This is a genomic window from Gordonia sp. 34D, from assembly GCF_056682775.1.
Genome location: NZ_CM155293.1, coordinates 1,435,481 through 1,455,218, shown reverse-complemented (window position 1 = coordinate 1,455,218; position 19,738 = coordinate 1,435,481). Strand labels below are relative to the sequence as shown.

The window sequence follows — 19,738 nt, the reverse complement described above, 5'->3', positions numbered from 1 at the left end:
CGTCCGAATACGGCATAGTCCGCGAGCGTGAAGAGAATGCGGGTTCTAGCGTTATTGTCACTGTTGCTTGTGATTATCACGGCATGTTCGTCAACAGGGGGTCGATCCGAGAGAGCGGCAGATTCTATGCTGACGCCGTCGTCGCAGGAGGATGAATCGGCGTCTGCGTTGGCGACGGTGAAGGGTCGTACGTGGCCAGTAAGATTGTCGGCCAAAGATGAGGTCGACCCTGCAACGTCGCGTCGCTACACTGATCCGCGGAATCCCGGGTTAGGTAAACCTGGGTACAGTCCAAACCTCGCCGACCCGGGTGGGGTTGCCTATCCGCCCACCTGTGATGGCGGCGTGATGGCGTTGAAGGGGCCGGGTGGTTTCAAGGCTGACTGCTCGTCTTCGGAGCGATACGACATCACTCAGATCAATTGGCTCGCGCTCCAACCAGAGGTGTCGTACGGAATTGGGTACGAAGCGTTGTGCATCAACGAGTGCGCATCGGATGAAGGGGGAATGCGGACGCTGACTCCCGTGACCGTCACGCTGGTCGAGCCGGTCGACGGCCGCTACACGGGGGTGATCGTCGATCGCGGTAAGCACGGGGTGCGGACCTACTCCTTCGTGGGATCGGCGACACCGGTGTCAACCCCGCCGAGCGTCAATTCAGGCAGCCAACGTAAGGAACTTCGAACCCGCGCGTTCTGGTCTCCTACGAAGTCGATCTATTGCCAGGGTGGCGGGGATGCGGCCGGCTGCACGGTGGTCTCCGCAACGTCTGGTTCGTGGCCCGACAACACGCCGAACGCTATGAGCTGTGACAGTGAGCGTTATCCGTCTCCGAATACTGTCGGATTCCTCGGGAGGCAGGGGCCGTGCTGGTGGAGCGCGCAGTGGGGGTATCGCGACCCGAACACGCCTACCCTCGAGTACGGGCAGTGGGCCGTCCTACACTCTCCCGGCGGTCCGCAGCTTAACTGCCTCATGGAGACTCGCGGCGTCACCTGTAAAGAGGTGACAGGCGACCGGGGATTCTTCGCGAGTAAAGAGAAGTTTAGCTACACCGCTTAATAGTTGTGTGACGCGACAGACCCCCGCCCCCATCGAGGGGGTCTGTCGCTGTCAGTCACCGAACTGTTGGGACTTCGTGAAGCCGTCGCCGTTACCGCCCCCATCTGTGCGGGCGCGGTGCTCGTCGACCGACTCCCGGTAGTACAGGTGCTCGCCGATGACCTCGCGCCGCGCCTGTGCCCGCTTGAACTGCTCTGTTGCGAACGCCGCGTACGTCTCGATGTGCCCCGTCGCCGCGAGGTACGCCGCGAACTCCGGCACCCCACCGGTCGCGGCCTGCTGCACCGCCGCTGGCGCCGTGTCTGGCGGGGTGCCTGTGGAGGCGGGTCGGAAGTACGTCGCGCGCCACACCAGGTACTCGGCCTGCTCACCGTGCTCACGTAGGAACGCTGTCGCGGGCCGGGGGAGGGAGCCGAGGAACTCCGTCTCGTCGCGTACCGCTCGCACCGCGTCGCCCCAGGAGTGCCCGTAGTACGCGTCCATGGGCTGCGGTGTCTCGCCCGCGGCCCGCTTCCGGCCCGCGTAGGCTGCGTACTTCTCTTCGGCGAACTGCGCGTACCCGGCGGCTGCGCCGTCCTCGTGCGTCGACAGGAACCGGATCGCATCGGGGCTCAACGACGCCAATGGCCCACTGGCCGGTCGTTCGACCGGCGTGGCCATCGCGTCGCGCTTCTCAGCGGCCCAGGTGCGCAGGGCGTCGGCCTGCTGTCGCTGCTCCATGAACAGGACCAGCAACCAGGCGAGTCCCTCCATGACGCTCTGCGACCGGCTGATCCGTCGCGCCGCCACCTCGACGTCACGGTCGAGTCGTGCCTCGACCTTGTCCCGGACCGTGTCGATCCACGCGTCGGTCTTGGTGCGGTGCCGGGCGGCCCGCTTCTCGATGCTCGCGTTCAGCGCGCCCCGACCACCCATCCCTGCAGGCGATCCCGCTTCGCGGCCTCGGCTGTCCGCTGCGCCTCGGCCCGCTCCCGCGCCGCCTGAGCCCGTTCCGCCGCTCGACGCTCCGTCTGGGCCCGCAGGGCCGCCTCGTCGCGCCTCGCCTGCAACAGCCGATCCTTCTCCCGCTGTCGCATCGACGTCTGCGCCGCCACGGCCCGTGCCGCCGATTGCTCCCGCTCCCGCGTCCACTCCAGGGACAGGCGCGCTTCCTGGAGCGGCGTCAACTCCGGTTCCGGTGTTGGCTGCTGCGTCGCTGGCTTCAATGTTTGCTCCCGCAACTTCTTCTGTCGCTCGGCCCTGCTGCTCATGCTGGATCTCCTTCTGTCGGTCGGCGATGCTCTGCTCGATCGCCTGATAGGTGTAGTCGGTGCCGAAAACCGTTCCTGGGCGCGACATCTTGTAGGTCTTGCCACCGCGCGACTCGAACCGGCGAACTCGGCCCGCGTCGTCAAGGACTGCGAACGACACTGAGTGACTGGGGTTCGTCTTGTTCGGCTTCTTGTAGCGCACGTCGACGCCGCGTGCGCGGATCTGCTTCTTGAAGACGGCCATCGAGTCGACGCTGTCGTCGTCGAGGACACTGTCGACCGTGTCCCGAATCCAGCTCTGCCAGTTCTCTTCGGTGACGTCGAGGTGCGTCATTCCCGCGTTCTCGGGGATCTCGACGCCGCGGCGGCGAAGCCAGACCGACTCCTTGGTCTTCGACACCTCGCCGGGCTCGGCGACCCGTAGGCTGTGTTCCTCCATCAGCTCGTCGTTGATCGGCTTCACATCGCTGTAGACAAAGCCCTTACGCAGCGCCCGCATGGTCTGTGTGTCGTGATTCAGAATGAAGACGTGCGCGTGGAGGTGAGCCTTGTCGGCATGGACGCCGACCACGCACGGGCTGTGCGGCGCGACGCGCTTGGCGAGTTCGTAGGCCAGTTCGAGGACCCGTTGCTGGTGCTCGGGATTGTTCACGTCGAACTCGTCGGGCGGGAAACTCAGAGTAAGCAAGGCGCCTTTGCGTGGACGCCTCTTGTCGTACGGCGCGAACATTTCCTCCGCAGCGATCACCGTTGCCTCTCCCGCCGCGATGCCGGGCGGCAGCATCGTGAAATCGCTCCTGAAGGCGACAGGTCGAAACACCTGATCGCGCTTCCGCACCTTGCCCACGATCACATACATGATCGGCCCGCGGATGCCACTCGCGGGCTCAGCTTTGCAGATGCTCATGGACACCTGCCTGGATCTGGGCCACTAGTTCGCGGAGTTCCGCCACGAGGCCCTGCAGCTCGACGGCCTCGCCGCTGTTGAGCTTCCGCGCGATCTGATTGGCGTTGTTGCCGACGCGATTGATCGACGCGGTGCTCTGGGTCAGGAGCGACGCCCACCGTGCGGTCTCCGACCGCACGGGCCGGCTCCGCGGCTCCTCACGGACGGGTGCAGCGGCAGCGCCCTTGGCTCGTTGCTTCTTGACGTAGCGGTGCGTCATGCCGATCGCGTGGCGGATCGCCGTCGAAGCGTTCTTGGCGCTGTAGAAGTCCTGGATCTCGTCGACGGCGGCTCGCTCGTCGTCCTTGACGCGGACGTGGATGATGGTCGATTTTGCGGACACGGGTTCCCTCGCAATGGTGCTGTGCGAGAGACCTGGAGTGCCCTTGGAACCTGCATCGGCTCGACCCGGACGGGCCTCAAGTGTGGAACCGAAGCGGTTCCTGGGGTTCTTGCCCCTACCTGATTCGTCGTCGATTCTACCTCGGCTGCGCGGTGGGAAACAGCACGGCTAGAAACGCACAAGTGTGAGACACCTCTGCCCGCTGCGCGGGCCTCCTATCACTTGTGCCTGCTAAAGGGAGGTGGCCTGCGGCCCCTCCCTCTCGGCCTGACGGCCGATTCACCCTCCCTGCGGGTGCTCGCACTCCGCGCTGCGCCTGGACCGCGTGCGCCTCGCTGGCCGGCCGATGGCAGGCCACCTCGACCCACGGACGTGTCGACCGCTCCGCGACGCGGGTTGGACGGTGATCCCGTGAGGCGATCACTGACTGTCGCGAGCACGCGCCCGTGACGCAGGTCGTCGCTTCGCTCGTCCCGCTCGGGCGCCGATTGCTGGATGGCCCCGGCCCTGGCGGGCCGGGGAGGGCACTGCGCACTCGCTTCGCTCGCACGCCGCGCCCAGGAAAGAGCCCGCGCCGAATGGCTGCGCGGGAGCCGGCCTCATGAGTGCAGTCAAGGTGGGTTCGGCCCGGTGACGCCGGCGGCTGGGTCCGCGGCGACGTCGTGATCGTGAATCGACGCGGAGTCCTGTGATCAGTGAGGCCCAAGGCTCGGCGGGGCGTCGCGGCGGTCCGGGCCCAGTCGGTCACGGTCGACGTGGTGGTGGAACGACCCGGGAGGTGTCGACGCGTTGAGGAGGCCGAACCCACCATGTCCCCGGCAGCGCCGGAATACCGTCGCCGAATAACGCGCGCGGACGAATCAGGTGCCGAAAACTATTGCAGTGCAATAATTCTGGTCGATCGGTGGTCGGTCGAGGTTCTGTCTTCGGGTCACTGTGTGCCCACACAGGCCCGAAGGCGGGTCCTCGCTGGTGTACTCGAACGACCACTTCGGGGCAAGGTAGCCCGGAGCAGGCCAGGAAGAAGGCGTCGCTGGCTCCCCGAGAGCGTCGTCTCAGGCCACTCCGGCCCGGGAAGGGTTGTCGCTGGCCCGAAATGGGCCTGAGTGGTCTCCGAATGGCTCGCGTTCGGTACATCGGACGACCAGCGACGCCTCGAAGTGGGCTCTCGTCGGTCGCTGGACGGTCTCAGTACATCGGGTGACCATCGACGCCCCGAATCGGGCCCTCGTTGGTCTCTCGACGGTACGAGCAGAAGCCAGCGCGACCCGGAACGGGCGCCTTCGGGTCAGGCGGCGACCAGCGAAAGCTCGTCGAGAGGCCGGTGTGAGCCAGCGCCAACCGTGCCGGCCCGGATTCGCCCAAGCGCGGCCGTGACTGGTCGGTCGACGTACCAGCCAGCGACCACCGCCAGCCCACTTCGTCCCGTCTCGGGCCGAAGTGAGCGGTCGAGCGACCGGCGGGCGACCGTGATCGGTGCGTCACCGAGCCCACAAACGATCCAACCTCCACCATCACGTAGGTGACGGAGTGCGGAGCGCGAATGGCTCGTTGTCGTGAAACGACAGAACCCCTACCGCGGTGGAAGCAGTAGGGGTTCTGAGAGGGTGCGGCTAGGATCGCTGACGCGGCGTGATCGACGTAGTCGAGATCATCGTGCAACCTCCGGGATGAAGCCGACGGCCGCGCGGGCGGCGACCGATCCGGGTGCGGAGTGCACTCGCTCCAGACCGGCGTATCGCGTTTTGAACTGGCTCGCATCGAGAGTCGCCCGGGTGTTGATCGAGGCGTTCTTGGGCGCTTTGCAGTTGAGCCAGTTGGTCAGGTCGTACTCCACGATCAGCGGCTCGGGCAGGGACATGCACATACCCGGCTTCGGCCGCCGCTGCTTGCCGTCCGCACCCACGTCCGGGTAGGACCAGAGACCGGGTTCCTCGTCCACGAGCGACAGCAGCTCCCGTTTGAAGTTGGTGACGCCCATCGGCTTGCTGGCGGAGTTGAACCGCTCCATCCAGGCCTTGAAGTGGTCGTAGAGGAAGCTGTAGGGCAGCAGGTCCCAAGCGAACTCCTCGCGGAACTCGATCCACCACTGGCGGACCGGGTCGTTGTTGACCTTGTATTCACTCTGGTCAGCGACCATCTGCTCGGTCTGCTCGATGTCGTAGTACGTCGGGGTCAGCTCGGCGGTGAGCACACGCTTGAGCACGTACTCCAGGACGTCCGGTCTCTTGAGGTACTCGTCCTTGATGTACTTGCGCTCCACGCCGGTGAAGGACTTGCGGAAGCGCATGAACAGCTGGCGCCGGTAGAACGAGCCCGACTTGTCCTTGGTCCTGGGCTCCTCGTTGACGCACTGGACCATGAACCCGAAGAACTGGAACTCGATCGGGTCGCGGTACTTGACATTGATCGAGAGGACATCGTTGGTGGCGATCGTCTTGAAGTTCGCCAACTTCTCGATGAACAAGCCCACGTCGTTCTCATCAACGAGGATCGCGCTGGCAGTCAGCAAGCTCGTCAGCATGAAGTCCCGACCGAGATCCGCCAGCGCGATCGACGCGTAGTTGCCCACGCCAACGAGGTTGCGTATGAGCTCCAGGAGCGTGCCCTTGCCGTTGTTGCCCTTCTCCGAGACGAAGAAAGCGGCCTTGTTCCAGCTCACGTACGGCCGGACGACGGCGCCGATGACCTGCCAGAGGACCTCGGAGAACCCGGGGTCGCTCTCGTCGTTGAGGTCGCGCATCCAGGACTCGATGTCCCAGTCCTCGGCCTTCATGCACGTGTCGTCGCACTCGGGCACGTCCGGGCACTCGTCGTCGTAGTCGCGGGTGCACACGGCCTTGCTCGGGTGGTTGTGGCCGCAGACCCAGAGGGCATGGCCTTCAGTGCAGGTCGCCGGCATGGTGATGACCGGATTCTCGGCGGCTGGGTTCCATCGGATCGGGAGCTTCGACAGGAAGATGTAGTCGGGGCTGAACTCGATGCGCTTGGGATGCCCGCCGTTGTAGTCGACGATGCAGTCGTTCGCTGCGATCAGGTCCCTGTTCGTCGCCCTGAGCGCCGGCTGCGCGATCAGGCGCAGATGGGACATAACCTCCTCCCGCTCCTTTCGCAGCACGCCCTCCTGGTAGCGGTTGATCAACGCCGCCCACTCCACCGGCTCACTGCGGTACGTGCCGTACGTCTCAGACCGAGGATCGCTGTCGTAGAAGGCCAGGAGCGCCGTGGACAGGCTCCCGCCCTTCTTCGTCCTGACCAGCACCACTCGGTTCTGGGCGGCCACCAGCTCGGCGACCTGGACGAAGCTGAGGCGATCGAGGCCTCGATAGACGCTTCGGTGCACCGTGCGCTTCTCGGTGATGTGACCGTTCTCGGCGGTGATGGCGGCGTTGATGCGCCCCAGGAGGCTGTCGCGCAGGTCCTGCGGGGTCATGTTGTCGATCATGGCGCGCCCGGCGTCGGTGGTCGGCTTCAGGAACCGCTGGGTGACGACGTTGACGATCGTGTCGAACGACGCGGCGTACGGCTTGGACTTGCGGTTGTTCGGGTCCAGGCGGGAGCGGGGGATGCCGTCCTCGGCGAGCCGGTCGAGTTCGTCGGAGGTGAGCTCACGACGGTTCTCGCGCTTGATCTGTGCAGGGGTCAACTTCCGCGTCCGCCCGTTGTCACCCGAGTCGGCGGGTTCCTCTGTCGCTGGCTTCTCTGCCTTCGACGCGTTAGAGGAGTCAGCCTGTGACTGGGCCTGCTGTTCGGCCTGAATGGCTTCGAACGCGAGGTCGAGCGCGTCGAAGATGTCGGTGCTGGACGGACCTGCGCTGACACCGGTATCATCGGTATCAGATCCGGTACCCGCCAAGGCCTTGATCTCAGGAGCCCCGCCCTTTGCTGCGGGGCTTTCTGCTGTGGTCGTCATCCCTGTGCACCCCCGACCGCGGCCGGACGCCGGCGAGCGGCGCGCCACATGATGTAGGAAGCGACCGGAATCGCGAACGACTGACCATCGCGGATCGCCGCCAGCCGGCCCAGCCTGACCTCTCGGCGGATCGTAGCCGCTGACAGGTGGCAGAGGTCGCTGATCTCGCGTGCAGAGTAGTCCGCGCGACGGCCCCGCTCGGGCCGCTCGGTCGGCGGGATCGCTTGAAGCGCTTCGCGCAGCTCGTCGAGGGACGGTGAACAGGAGTCGTCCTCGATCCGAGGAGCGTCCAGCGTAGATGATGTAGCGGCCATGGAAGCCACCCCTTTCATAAGGGTGTGACTTCGAGGGAGTTTGGCTGTTCGCTCCGGTGGTAATCGGACCGGTGGAGCACATTCACGGGGGCCGCCGCCCGGATCCGCATATCCCCGCGCCTCGAGGAAGGGTCACTGTGCAGTCCATCATACGCAACCTGTGAACGACGAGCAACGTGCACACTGATCTGATTAATCCGCAGCAACCGGTGCAACCCGAGCGTCAATCGGTGTGCAACCGGTGCAACCCGAGCGTCAATCGGTGTGCAACCGGTGCAACCCGAGCGTCAATCGGTGTGCAACCGGTGCAACCCGAGCGTCAATCGGTGTGCAACCGGTGCAACCCGAGCGTCAATCGGTGTGCAACCGGTGCAACCCGAGCGTCAATCGGTGTGCAACCGGTGCAACCCGAGCGTCAATCGGTGTGCAACCGGTGCAACCCGAGCGTCAATCGGTGTGCAACCGGTGAACTCCGCACTGCCGAAACGCCGTCGGAAGGTGGCAGTTCGCAGAGGATTAACGCCTCGGGAACGCTCTACGGCCAAAAAGTGTTCCCGGTGTTCCCTTCTATGTTCCGCGCTTTGGGTGCGTTTCCGCAGGTCACGGCGTTAAGGAACACCGGGAACACCGGGAACACTTTTCCAGAAACCTTTGTATAGCTGCTTACAACGATCCGCACCGGCGCTCTCCTTCCCATCTCTTATTCTCTCGCGTATAGAACTTCTTCAAAATAGTGTTCCCGGTGTTCCCTACACAGATTTAGCGTTCCTGACCTGCAAAAATGAGGGAACACCGAAGGGAACACCAGGGGAACACCGGGAACACTTTCGATGCTCGCACCCAGGTGCCCCATCTCAACGGCGTCGACAGCTCTCGACTTGCTCCCACGGTCACGCTCCACCGTTCCGAGTACCTGGCTGGCGACAGTGGTGGAGCAGGGTGGTGTAAACAGGCCGTTCTCAACACCCCACCCATGCCACCCTCCACCGTTCCGAGTACCTGGCTGGCGACAGTGGTGGAGCAGGGTGGTGTAAACAGGCCGTTCTCAACACCCCACCCATGCCACCCTCCCCAACGGCGTCGACAGCACCACACTCGCTCCCGTGGTCCCGGAACAGCAGAACGCCCCACCGGATGCTCGGGTGGGGCGTTCTCGGCTTCGCAGTCGGGCACGCCTCACGTGCGCGTCGCGGCTTGTCGCTCCGCACCCCTCAGTGCCGCCTCGATGGCGGCCCGGCGAGCGGGGCTGAATGCCGGCGCGGCGGCCACGATCGCGGCGACCAGCTGTTCGTGCTCGGCTTCGGCATCGGCGATGCGAGGCCGGGTGAGCGCGTCGACGTCCGCAGGACGGAAACGCAACGCACCTTTGAGCTTGGCAGCCGGCAGCCGGCCGGCGTCCTTGAGTCGCCTCAGATGGCGTTCGTTGTAACCGCTACGGGTCGCCGCCTCGGCGAGCGACAGGGTGAACTGGGTGGGATCTGCAACGGCGAGCATCGGCCCGCCTCCTTTCGGAGGTCGAGCGCCCGCACCCTTCGCCGGGCCCCTGCCGGGGGAGTTCCCGCTGCTAGACCGAACCGCGTCGGTCGCGCTCCACCACTTCTTGCCGCTCGGTCATCGTGGCGGTGGTCCCACTACCGAGGCGGCCTGGCAACATCTCTACTGTTCGTGGGATGCCACCCCGTCAAACAGCGGCGCACCCGGCATCTGCCGGGATGGTCCGAGTGTAGCCGTTCGTAGCCGGATCTAGTCGGACCGAAACCGCACGTCGATGAGCTTCTTGTCGAATCCCTTCGCACCCCTCTTGCTGGGCAGGATCGTCACGGTCAGCACTTCGTTGAGGATGATCCGCTGTCGCGCCGTGTCCAGCGCATGCCATGCAGCCTCGACGTCGTCGGCCTGAACCACGGTCAGGCCGGGGTTCGTCGACCGTGGTGTCAGCAAGGCGTCGATCTCGTTGAGCCGACCGCGGAGCTTGACCGACTCGTGCTTGACGCCGTCGCCGTCCAACACGCCCTCGGCGTAGAGCGCAGCCAGCCCGTCGATCCTCTCGCTCACCACAGCACGCTCAACGCGCAGCTTCCCGACGTCGACGCCGGCCTCCTCCGGTGGAGCGAACAGGTCGCGGGCGTCGGCGCGGCTCAGCCGGGGGAGTAGCCACTCTCCGACGACGTAGTCTTCGACGTTCTGGGCATTGCGCGACAGGTGCTTGTGCGCGAGGCACGCGTACAGTCGCACCGGTTCGTACGTTCGCTCCTCGCCGGACTTCAACGTGCGGGGGCGCTGCTGGTAGTACGACGTGTAGACCTTCGTCTTGTCGTCGGCGCACTTCCCGCAGTAGGCCAGGCCCGACAGCAAATGCCGCGGCTCTGTGCCCCACGCCCGACGGCGCTCCGGCGCCCTCAGCTTGCTCTGTGCGGCGTCGAAGACGTCGACGCTCACAATCGCCTCGAAGGCACCGGCATAGGTCAAGTCCTGGACGGCCGATCCGGTGGCCTTGCGCTTGTCGGCATCGGGTTCCCACTTGGTCAGCACGCCCTTGTACCGCGCGTTCCCCAGCAGTGATCGGATGTTCGCATTCGACCACTCCCGTCCCTTCGAGCTGGTGTAGCCCAGCGCGTTCAGGTCACGGGCGATGTGCGTGATCTTCTTACCGGTGACGAAGTCCTCGAACGCCTTCTTGACCGCGGCCGCTTCCTCTGGAACCAGAGTCACGCCATCCTCGGCGAACCCCAGGATCTTCGCCCGGAGCACCGGCTCGCCTCTCAGCCGCCTCGTCTCGTTCGCGTGGATGGCCCGCTCGGACTTGCGACGGATCTCGAACCGGGCGACCGCCGCGAGCATGGTCGCCCGAAACTCCCCGTCTGCCGTCGTGAGGTCGATCTCGCCGTCGACCGTGACGATTCGGGCCTTCCGCTCGATCAGCCGCACGAGGTCTTCCAATGTCCGGAGTAGGCGGTCGAGATCCCGCGCGACGATCACGTCGAACGCCCCGGAACCGACCTGGTCGAGCATGGTCGACCACGCGGTGTTGTCACCGCGAGCCTTCGTCGCCGAGACGCCGTCGTCGATGTACTCGGGGCCGTACTCCCACTCTCTGGCAGTGCAAAGCGCCTGGATACGGCGCCGCTGCGTCTCCAGCGACAGTGACTCGTCATCATCTTCATCGGACTTCGAGACGCGGAGGTATGCAGCGGCGACGGTCATAGTAGGACACTGTAGGCTATCAATGTCTAATGCTGTTGAAGTCAGGGTACTTCGAGCGGGCACTGAATGCTTATGGCCGCGAAGGGCTTCCGTGCCGGCGTTGCGAGACGCCGATGGTTCGGGAGGCATTCATGAACCGGTCGTCGTTCTTTTGTCCGGAGTGTCAGCGACCTCCGGGTGCAAGGCGGAACTCTCGCTGATTGAGACCCGGGTGCGGAATCTGTCCGACCGTTCAGGTGCCGATGGTCATGATCACGCCGGGGCGACCTGCTGGTCCGGCGGTGTACTGAGCGATGGGCAGTTTGAGGGCTTGGGCAGCGGTGCGCATCTGCTTATCGAAGGTCAACACTGCGGGCCGAAGGCTCGTCAACGCCTGCGCTGAAGCCAGATGGATCGCATCGAGTGTCCGGATGTGGATCCTGAAGGCGGCGGCCCGGTCGAGGATGGGCTGGATCACGGCGACGAGGTTGATCATGTCGGTGAGCATGTCCACATGGTGCTGCGGGACTCCTGCCCGAAACGCGACTCGGCTGAGTTCGGTATGCAGCAGAGCGGAGGAGATAAGTTCGCCGCCATCGTCAGTGTGCGCTGTAAGTGCGTCGGCAACGCCTGCACTTTCAGGTTCTTCCAGAATGAGCTTGGCGGCGGCCGACGTATCGAGGTAGATGACGTTCACCAGTCGCCACGCAATTCTTCGAGTATCTGTTCGCTAGTTCCGGTTTGCGAACTGTGCCGCGGCGGAGGTGTGAATTTCGCAGTGGAGCGGCGAAGTAGGCCTCGTAGAGCCATGGCGTCGAGGTTGTTCGCGTTTGGGTCTTCGACATAGGGAATGACGCGCCATCGAGGAACGCCGTTCTCGGTGATGACGAGGGTGTTCGTTTCGGTTACTTCGCGTAGAAACGCGCCCGGGTGATGGTTCAGATCCCTGAGCCCGGCGATATTCTCCATACTTCACTGTATTACATGTCATGCATGCAGAGAGTGTGACTAGCCTTCGTCGTCTGCGAGGTCGAAACTTGCTCGTGCCGACTCGATCTCTGCGAGGTGATCGTCGGCCCAGGCCAGCAGGATGTCAATCGGCCCGCGCAAGGTCTTGCCAAGAGGTGTGATGCGGTATTCGACGGCGACCGGACGGGTACTGACCACCTCGCGTTCGATGATCCCGTTCCGCTCCAAGCGTCGCAGTGTGGTCGTGAGTGACCGCTGCGAGACCGCCGGAATGGCGCGTCGAAGTTCGTTGAATCGCGAGGGTTTCTCGCACAGAGTATTGAGAACGCTCAGCGACCATTTGTCGAGCACATGCCCGAGAAGTTCCCGGTGACCGGCGCTCACGGAGATGTCGTTGGTGGTATCGGCGGTGATACCTGGTCTTGCTGCCGCATCAAGTGCCATTGAAGTGCCCTTTCAGTCCTTGGTATCAAAGATATACCTACTGCAAAGGAGTCACCATGACAGTCACATTCGCGAACCCAGACGGAATGATGCAGGGCGTTCCCTATCACCACGTCGCGATCGCGTCCGGCACCAGACACGTGCACGTCAGCGGCCAGGTCGCACGCGGCGCGGACGGTGAACCGCTGGGCGGCGCTGACCTTGCCGCGCAGGTTGGTCACGCCCTTCGAAATACCGCACGCGGTCTCAATGGTGTCGGGGCCAGCTTCGACGACGTCGTGCGGCTCACGTTCTACGTGCGCGGTTGGGAAGCTTCGATGATGCCTGCGTTTATCGAGGGGCTGACTCGTATCGCGACCGAAATCGGGCTGCCGACCCCGATGCCGCCGGCCTCGCTCATTGGCGTCGCAGCGCTATTTGAACCGGACGTGCTGGTGGAAGTCGAGGCGACCGCGGTCCTCGACTGATCGGGGCGGATCGGGGAAAACGGCCTCCACCCGACCCGTCTATGCTCAATCACGGCCGAACGCGCCGGACGAAAGGCAGTGCGACATGACTGAATTGTGGGTCCAGCGGACCGGGACCCGCCGATACACCGGGCAGAGTTCGCGGGGCGCGGAAGTGCTGATCGGGTCGGAAGACGTCGACGGCGTATTCACCCCGGGCGAACTCCTCAAGATCGCACTGGCCGCCTGCTCGGGAATGTCGTCCGACCGTCCGCTGTCGCGTCGCCTCGGCGACGACTACGACGCCACGATTCGCGTATCCGGCGACGCCGATCGTGAAAATGAGGTGTATCCGAGGCTCGACGAGACGCTCGAACTCGACCTGTCCGAGCTCGACGCCGAAGCCGCCGAGCGCCTGCTGATCGTCGTCGAGCGGGCCATCGACAAGGTCTGCACCGTCGGTCGCACCCTCAAGGCCGGAACCGAAGTAGACCTGAAGTTCGAGACCCAGTAGTCACAATGACCACTCCCGAACCTGCACAGCGGCTGACCGCCTGGGTGCACGGACACGTCCAAGGCGTCGGTTTCCGCTGGTGGACACGTTCCCGCGCGCTAGAACTCGGGTTGGTCGGCTACGCCTCGAACCAACCCGACGGGCGTGTCCTCGTCGTCGCCGAAGGCCCGCCGGACGCCGTACGGGCACTCCTTGCGGCATTGCGCTCGGGCAAGACCGCAGGCCACGTGGACCTCGTCGTCGAATCCTTCGATGCCCCGCGTGGTGACCTCACCCGGTTCGTCGAACGCTGACTCCCGGACGCGACGCGCCTAAAGCGCAGGTGAACGCGGAATCGGACACCGCCGATAGGTAGGCTTTACTGTCGTGCACCTGAAGAGCCTCACCCTCAAAGGGTTCAAATCGTTTGCGTCGTCCACGACGCTGCGCTTTGAACCCGGGATCACCTGTGTGGTGGGGCCCAACGGGTCGGGTAAATCCAACGTCGTCGACGCCCTGACCTGGGTAATGGGCGAGCAAGGTGCCAAGGCTCTGCGCGGCGGAAAGATGGCCGACGTGATCTTCGCCGGCACCTCGGGTCGGCAACCGCTCGGGCGCGCCGAAGTGACCCTCACGATCGACAACTCCGATGGTGCCCTCCCGATCGACTACTCCGAAGTTTCGGTGACCCGCCGCATGTTCCGCGACGGTGCGGGCGAGTACGAAATCAATGGCAACACCGTGCGTCTGATGGACGTGCAGGAACTGTTGTCGGACTCCGGTATCGGCCGCGAAATGCACGTCATTGTCGGGCAGGGGCGCCTCTCGGCGATCCTGGAATCGCGACCGGAGGAACGCCGCGCCTTCATCGAAGAAGCCGCCGGTGTCCTCAAGCATCGGCGACGCCGCGAGAAGGCGGCCCGCAAACTCGACGCGATGGCGGCCAATCTGGCTCGCCTCACCGACCTCACGAGCGAACTGAGCCGCCAGCTCAAACCGCTCGGGAAGCAAGCGGAAGTGGCCCGCCGCGCAGCCACCGTGCAAGCCGACCTCCGCGACGCACGGCTTCGACTGGCAGCCGACGACCTCGTCGCCCGCAGAGCCGAGATGAGTCAGCACAGCGCCGTCGAAGCCGATGTGCGTCGCCAGCAGGATGAGGTTGCGGCAGGGCTGGACGCCGCCACCGAAGCCCTGAACGAAGCGCAAGAGCACCTGGCGCAGGTCTCGCCGGCCGCCACCGAGGCAGGCCGAGTGTTCTACCAGTTGGGCGCGCTGTCCGAACGCGTGACCGGCACCCTCCGCGTGGCCAGCGAGCGCGCCTCGCACCTGGCGTCGCCGAGCGTCGCCGCCAGCGGGCCCGACCCGGAACAACTGGAACTGCAAGCCGAAGAAGCCGCCCTCACCGAAGCCGAGCACACTGCGGCCGTTGAAGCTGCCGCTGAGCGACTGGAGTATGCGACCGCTGAACTGCAAGCGGCGGAATCGGCAGCCAACGCCGCCGAACGCGCGCACCTGGAAGCTGTCCAAGCCGTCGCCGACCGCCGCGAAGGACTCGCCCGACTCGAGGGCGAAGCGGCCAACCTCCGCACCAAAGTCGAGTCCGTCGACGCGGAAACTTCGCGCCTGTCCGCAGCGATCGAAGCCGCAGCCGAACGCGCCGAAGCCGCGCAGGTTGCCCTCGATGAAGAGGTGGCGCGAGTCTCGGTCCTCGAAGACGCCGAACGTGGCCTCGACGACAACTTCGAGAACCGGGCCGCAGCCCTCACCGCGGCGACCGCAGCCGTTGAACAGTTGCAGCACGCCGAACGCGATGCGTCGCGCTCCATCGCGTCGCTCACTGCCCGCATCGAGGCATTGTCGGTGGGCTTGGACCGCGCCGACGGCGGGAAATGGCTGATCGAGCAGGGGACCGAAGGGTTGCTCGCCCCGCTCGCTGACCTGCTGACCATCGCCCCCGGATACGAAGCCGCCCTCGCCGGAGCGCTCGGACCGGCTGCCGAAGCCATCGCGACGGTCGACGGGATTGCCGCCGTCCAAGCACTCGCTGACCTCCGCAGCGGCGACGGCGGTCGTGCCGCCTTGATCGTCGGCGGACTGACCCAGCGGACCAATACGCAGACGGTGTCGTTGCCAGCGGGTGTGACGTGGGCTCGTGACCAGGTGCAAGCGCCCGAATCGGTGGCCGGAGCACTCGACGTCTTGCTGGCCGGCATCGTGGTGGTCGATGATGCCACCGCAGGCCTCAAAGTGGCGGGGGAGTTGGGCCTGATCGCGGTGACCCGCGACGGAGACCGGATTTCGGCGGCCAGCGTCGAAGGCGGATCCTCCCGCCGCCCGTCGACCCTGGAAATCACCTCGGCTATCGACACCGCGACCTCCGACCTTGCGCGGGCCGAAGCCGACGTGACCCGCCTCGAATCAGAACTCGCGACCGCGCTGGCGCATCAAATGCAAGCTCAGGACGCCGCAGATGGCGCGCAGGCCGCTCTGCACGAGTCCGATGCCAACATCGGTGCCGCCTATGAAACGCTCGGCCGACTCGGCGCCGATATTCGCGCCGCGCGCGACGAGTCGGACCGGTTGATGCGGCAGCGGAACTTTGTTGAACTCGGGCGCGCAGAAAACCTCGAGAAGCTCACCGAGGTGGAAGAACGACTTTCGCGGGCGATCGACGGCGTTGAAGAAGCCCCGACCGGCGATGCAGATCGAGCCATGCGCGAGGCCACCGCCGCCGAGGTCGCGACGGCCCGCTCGGCGGAGGTCGAGACACGACTGACCCTGCGTACCGAAGAAGAACGGTTGGCTTCGGTTCGCGGCAAGGCCGAAAGTTTGCGCCGCGCCGCAGTCAACGAGCGCGCCAATCGAGAACGACAACGCAAGCAAGACGCGCAACGCCGCTATGCCGCCGGGGTTGCCAGCGCAGTCACGGAGACCGGCGAACAACTCGCTGACTCCGTCGCCCAGGCCACCGCTGCCGCAGCGGAGGCACGCGACGAACTCGAAGGCATTAGGTCAGCCCGCACTGCCGAAGTCGATGCGCTACGCGCCCAGGTGGAACAGCTGACAACGGTGATGAACAAGCTGCGCGACGCCGTCCACCGCGACGAGCTCGCCAAAGCCCAGGCGGCCCTGCGCATCGAGCAGCTCGAAGAGCAAGTGATGGAGCAGTTCGCTATCGCCCCCGACGACCTCGTCGCCGAATATGGACCAGACGTCTCGATGCCGCCCTCCGAACTCGAAATGCGCGAATACCAGGACGCGAAAGAACGGGGCGATCAAGTCGTCGCGCCCGCCCCCATGCCCTACGACCGTGCCACCCAAGAGCGGCGAGCGCGGCAGGCAGAGAAAGATCTGAAGACCCTTGGTCGCGTGAATCCCCTCGCGCTCGAGGAGTTCGCGGCGCTGGAAGAGCGCTACAGCTTTCTCTCGACCCAACTCGAAGACGTCAAGGCCGCTCGCCAAGACCTGCTGGAGGTGATCGACGACGTCGACGCCCGCATCCTGCAGGTTTTCACCGAGGCCTACGCCGACGTCGAACGGGAATTTGTTCAGGTGTTCGCGACCCTGTTCCCGGGCGGCGAAGGACGCCTGGTCCTCACCAACCCCGACGACATGCTCACCACCGGCGTCGACGTGGAAGCACGACCGCCGGGCAAAAAAGTGAAGCGGCTATCGTTGTTGTCGGGCGGCGAGAAGTCACTGACCGCCGTCGCCATGCTGGTCGCGATCTTCCGTGCACGACCGTCACCGTTCTATGTGATGGACGAAGTGGAAGCCGCGCTCGACGACGCCAACCTGCGTCGACTGATCTCGCTATTTGAGCAATTGCGGGAGAAGTCGCAGCTCATCGTTATTACGCACCAAAAGCCGACGATGGAAATCGCCGACGCGCTCTACGGTGTGAGTATGCGGGGCGACGGCATCACCCAGGTGATTTCCCAACGCCTTCGCGGTGTCGACATCAAACCGACGGTCGATATACCCGATATGGCGATGGCTGACGCGACTCCCGAACTCACCACGACCGATTCCGCTCCCACCAGCTGAAGGGACATCTCCTCAAGTGGAAACCCCAGTCATTATTGCGATCATCATCGCGATCGTTGCCGTCCTCGCCTTTGTCGGCGTAACCGGCTACGTACTGAGCCGCAAGCGTCGTATTTCGCTGTCGGAGACCGAAGCCGCCGAGCAGGTGACCGACGGCTCGCAGCGGCAAGTCGACCGGTCGGGCGGCTATAAGGCCGAGTCCGGGTTCAGCTTCAGTCAGGGCGGTGCCGGGTCAGCGACGCTGGAACGGGACGAGCATCCGGCAGTCGTGCCGCCGACCGGACCGACCGTCTGTGAACCGCCGGTTGTCGAGGATGCGGTTGTTGAGGAACCGGTCGTCGAGGCTCCAGTTGTCGAGGCTCCAGTTGTCGAGACTCCGGTTGGTGAGAGTCCGGTTGCCGAAACGCCAGTTGTGGAAACTCCGGCGGTCGAAGTTCCGGTCGAGGCTCCCGTCGACGAATCGGTTGCACCCGAGGTCGAGCCGGAAATTGTCGACGAGGTGCCGGAGGTGGCACCGGAACTGGCCACACCCGCCCTCGACGAAATCGATCCCACAGAGGGGCGACTGTCGCGGTTGCGCGGCCGGTTGGCGAGGTCGCAGGGTGCCATCGGCGCCAGCGTTCTCGGCTTGCTCGGTGCTGGCGACCTCGACGAGGACAGCTGGGAAGAAATCGAAGACACCCTCGTGATGGCCGACTTGGGTACCGCCGCCACTGCGACGGTCACCGAAAACCTCCGTGGCGAACTCGCCTCCGGCAAGGTCCGGACTGCGGCTGACGCCCGCGCCGCTTTGAAGCGGGTCCTCGTCGAACAGTTGCGCCCGGAACTCGATAGGTCTGTGAAGGCCCTGCCACACGCTGGCGGTCCTGCCGTGGTGCTGGTGGTCGGTGTGAATGGCGTCGGCAAGACTACGACCACGGGCAAGCTGGCCCGCGTTCTGGTGGCCGATGGTCGTCGTGTGCTCCTCGGTGCTGCAGACACCTTCCGTGCCGCCGCCGCCGATCAGTTGCAGACCTGGGGCGAACGCGTCGGTGCCAGCATTGTTCGCGGCAAGGAGGGCGCAGATCCGGCTTCGGTCGCGTTCGACGCCGTCTCGACTGGCATCTCCGAAGGTGTCGACGTCGTCCTCATCGATACCGCTGGTCGCTTGCACACCAAGACCGGTTTGATGGATGAGCTCGGGAAGGTGAAGCGCGTCGTCGAGAAGAAAGCCAAGGTCGACGAAGTGCTCCTCGTGCTCGATGCGACCGTCGGACAGAACGGCCTGATGCAGGCCAAGGTGTTCGCCGAGGTCGTCGACCTGACGGGTGTGGTACTCACGAAGCTCGACGGCACCGCCAAGGGCGGCATTGTGTTCCGCATCCAGGAAGAGCTCGGGGTGCCGGTGAAATTGGTGGGTCTCGGCGAAGGCGCCGACGACCTCGCCCCCTTCGTCCCCGAAGCCTTCGTCGACGCCCTGCTCTAGCCCCGGTTCTTATTCCCGGACTTTTCGCTTCGCTCCAGTTCCGCATTTCTGTCACGATTCGACCAGACCGTCACCGATCAACGCGATCGGTGACGGTCTAGTCGTTTTGCGGACCCGTTTCGTGACAGAAATGAGGCGGTCCCTTGTGCCATTGATTGAATGATGATTCAATTCTTTCAAGGGTTGAACATGGATTCAGTCCTTGAGGTATTTGGACGTGCCGAATGGAGGCGACATGGCTTACCGACCGACCGAGGCCACCCGTCGCAGTGCCGAAGCGAAGCGGGAAGCGATCTTTTCCGCTGCACGCGGGATCATCGCTGACTCCGGCTTCTCTGGTGCGACGGTCGCCGCGATCGCCGAAGGTAGTGGCGTCAGCGTCGGATCCGTCTACTCGTACTTCGACAACCGGGAGACGTTGCTCGCTGAAGTCTTCCGCGAAGCCGCGCAATACGAGTTCAACCAGGTGAGACGCGCCGTCGACCAGGTGGGCGACGATCCCGGCAAACAATTGGGCACCCTCATCGACGTCTTCGCCGATCGAGCCCTCCGTGGCCGCCGCCTCGCGTGGTCGTTGCTGTTTGAACCTCTGATCCCGGCAGTCGAAGCCGAACGACTCACCTTGCGGCAGTCGTATCGGGACCTGGGGGAGCAGATCATCGCCCGCGGCGTGGCTCAAGGGGCGTTCGTCGATCAGGACGCGCCGGTCGTCGCCTCGGCGCTGATGGGGGCGATCTCCGAGGCCCTCGTCGGTGCGCTCGACCCCGGGACAACCCTCCTCCCGCACGCGGACCCCACCGAACTCGTCGCCACCATCAGACGTTTCTGCTTCCTCGCGCTCGGTGCCACCAGCCCCGCCTGAC

Annotated in this window: 14 protein-coding genes and 1 pseudogene; 8 read left to right on the top strand and 7 right to left on the bottom strand. The window is 64.8% G+C overall.

What is annotated here, in order from left to right; all coding sequences use genetic code 11:
• Positions 1-345 precede the first annotated feature (345 nt).
• Positions 346-1,062 (top strand): hypothetical protein, encoded by a 717-nt coding sequence (locus tag AC1L34_RS06725; RefSeq protein WP_480035203.1) that lies wholly within the window; start codon positions 346-348, stop codon positions 1,060-1,062.
• 51 nt (positions 1,063-1,113) lie between these two features.
• Here AC1L34_RS06725 and AC1L34_RS06720 read toward each other — a convergent pair whose 3' ends face one another.
• From AC1L34_RS06720 to AC1L34_RS06700, 5 genes are all read right to left on the bottom strand, one after another.
• Positions 1,114-3,219, bottom strand: coding sequence for a relaxase/mobilization nuclease domain-containing protein (locus tag AC1L34_RS06720; protein ID WP_480035202.1), 2,106 nt, complete (start codon positions 3,217-3,219; stop codon positions 1,114-1,116).
• Positions 3,200-3,601: a plasmid mobilization relaxosome protein MobC gene (mobC, locus tag AC1L34_RS06715; protein WP_480035201.1), complete on the bottom strand. Its 402-nt coding sequence runs from the start codon at positions 3,599-3,601 to the stop codon at positions 3,200-3,202. The genes AC1L34_RS06720 and mobC overlap by 20 nt, the downstream gene beginning before the upstream one ends.
• 1,651 nt (positions 3,602-5,252) lie before the next feature.
• A complete protein-coding gene (locus AC1L34_RS06710; protein WP_480035200.1) occupies positions 5,253-7,247 on the bottom strand; it encodes a DNA primase family protein in 1,995 nt (664 codons plus the stop codon).
• Between the two features lie 1,757 nt (positions 7,248-9,004).
• The gene (locus AC1L34_RS06705) at positions 9,005-9,322 is read right to left on the bottom strand and encodes a helix-turn-helix domain-containing protein (protein WP_161896098.1); all 318 of its coding nucleotides are present in this window, start codon (positions 9,320-9,322) and stop codon (positions 9,005-9,007) included.
• A 249-nt stretch (positions 9,323-9,571) separates the two neighbouring features.
• Complete coding sequence (locus AC1L34_RS06700) at positions 9,572-11,032, bottom strand: recombinase family protein (protein ID WP_480035199.1); 1,461 nt, start codon at positions 11,030-11,032, stop codon at positions 9,572-9,574.
• A gap of 38 nt (positions 11,033-11,070) precedes the next feature.
• Between AC1L34_RS06700 and AC1L34_RS06695 the strand changes: the two are divergent.
• Positions 11,071-11,232 (top strand): annotated as a pseudogene (locus tag AC1L34_RS06695) (zinc finger domain-containing protein); the annotation flags it as partial.
• Positions 11,233-11,264: 32 nt separating this feature from the next.
• Here AC1L34_RS06695 and AC1L34_RS06690 read toward each other — a convergent pair.
• Positions 11,265-11,708 carry a type II toxin-antitoxin system VapC family toxin gene (locus AC1L34_RS06690; protein WP_424294339.1) on the bottom strand — a complete coding sequence of 148 codons (444 nt, stop codon included), beginning with the start codon at positions 11,706-11,708 and terminating at the stop codon, positions 11,265-11,267.
• A 311-nt stretch (positions 11,709-12,019) separates the two neighbouring features.
• Positions 12,020-12,424: a winged helix-turn-helix transcriptional regulator gene (locus AC1L34_RS06685; RefSeq protein ID WP_424294340.1), complete on the bottom strand. Its 405-nt coding sequence runs from the start codon at positions 12,422-12,424 to the stop codon at positions 12,020-12,022.
• Positions 12,425-12,480: 56 nt separating this feature from the next.
• On the opposite strand from AC1L34_RS06685, the gene AC1L34_RS06680 reads away from it, so the two are divergent.
• From AC1L34_RS06680 to AC1L34_RS06655, 6 genes are all read left to right on the top strand, one after another.
• Positions 12,481-12,891 (top strand): RidA family protein, encoded by a 411-nt coding sequence (locus AC1L34_RS06680; RefSeq protein ID WP_424294341.1) that lies wholly within the window; start codon positions 12,481-12,483, stop codon positions 12,889-12,891.
• Between the two features lie 85 nt (positions 12,892-12,976).
• A complete protein-coding gene (locus AC1L34_RS06675; RefSeq protein ID WP_424294342.1) occupies positions 12,977-13,384 on the top strand; it encodes an OsmC family protein in 408 nt (135 codons plus the stop codon).
• Positions 13,385-13,389: 5 nt separating this feature from the next.
• Positions 13,390-13,677 carry an acylphosphatase gene (locus AC1L34_RS06670; protein WP_424294343.1) on the top strand — a complete coding sequence of 96 codons (288 nt, stop codon included), beginning with the start codon at positions 13,390-13,392 and terminating at the stop codon, positions 13,675-13,677.
• A 73-nt stretch (positions 13,678-13,750) separates the two neighbouring features.
• On the top strand, positions 13,751-17,410 hold the full coding sequence (smc, locus tag AC1L34_RS06665) for a chromosome segregation protein SMC (RefSeq protein WP_424294344.1): 3,660 nt from the start codon (positions 13,751-13,753) through the stop codon (positions 17,408-17,410).
• Positions 17,411-17,426: 16 nt separating this feature from the next.
• Positions 17,427-18,875, top strand: a complete 1,449-nt coding sequence (gene ftsY / locus AC1L34_RS06660; RefSeq protein ID WP_424294345.1) for a signal recognition particle-docking protein FtsY — start codon at positions 17,427-17,429, stop codon at positions 18,873-18,875.
• Between the two features lie 235 nt (positions 18,876-19,110).
• The gene (locus AC1L34_RS06655; RefSeq protein WP_424294346.1) at positions 19,111-19,737 is read left to right on the top strand and encodes a TetR/AcrR family transcriptional regulator; all 627 of its coding nucleotides are present in this window, start codon (positions 19,111-19,113) and stop codon (positions 19,735-19,737) included.
• The last annotated feature ends 1 nt before the right edge of the window (position 19,738 follow it).

What these genes read in the sequence shown, in the direction of transcription:
- AC1L34_RS06670 (WP_424294343.1), top strand. Translation starts at nt 13,390, where the DNA reads ATGACCACTCCCGAACCTGCACAGCGGCTGACCGCCTGGGTGCACGGA.
- AC1L34_RS06700 (WP_480035199.1), bottom strand. Translation starts at nt 11,032, where the DNA reads ATGACCGTCGCCGCTGCATACCTCCGCGTCTCGAAGTCCGATGAAGAT.
- AC1L34_RS06720 (WP_480035202.1), bottom strand. Translation starts at nt 3,219, where the DNA reads ATGAGCATCTGCAAAGCTGAGCCCGCGAGTGGCATCCGCGGGCCGATC.
- AC1L34_RS06705 (WP_161896098.1), bottom strand. Translation starts at nt 9,322, where the DNA reads ATGCTCGCCGTTGCAGATCCCACCCAGTTCACCCTGTCGCTCGCCGAG.
- AC1L34_RS06675 (WP_424294342.1), top strand. Translation starts at nt 12,977, where the DNA reads ATGACTGAATTGTGGGTCCAGCGGACCGGGACCCGCCGATACACCGGG.
- AC1L34_RS06685 (WP_424294340.1), bottom strand. Translation starts at nt 12,424, where the DNA reads ATGGCACTTGATGCGGCAGCAAGACCAGGTATCACCGCCGATACCACC.
- AC1L34_RS06680 (WP_424294341.1), top strand. Translation starts at nt 12,481, where the DNA reads ATGACAGTCACATTCGCGAACCCAGACGGAATGATGCAGGGCGTTCCC.
- AC1L34_RS06655 (WP_424294346.1), top strand. Translation starts at nt 19,111, where the DNA reads ATGGCTTACCGACCGACCGAGGCCACCCGTCGCAGTGCCGAAGCGAAG.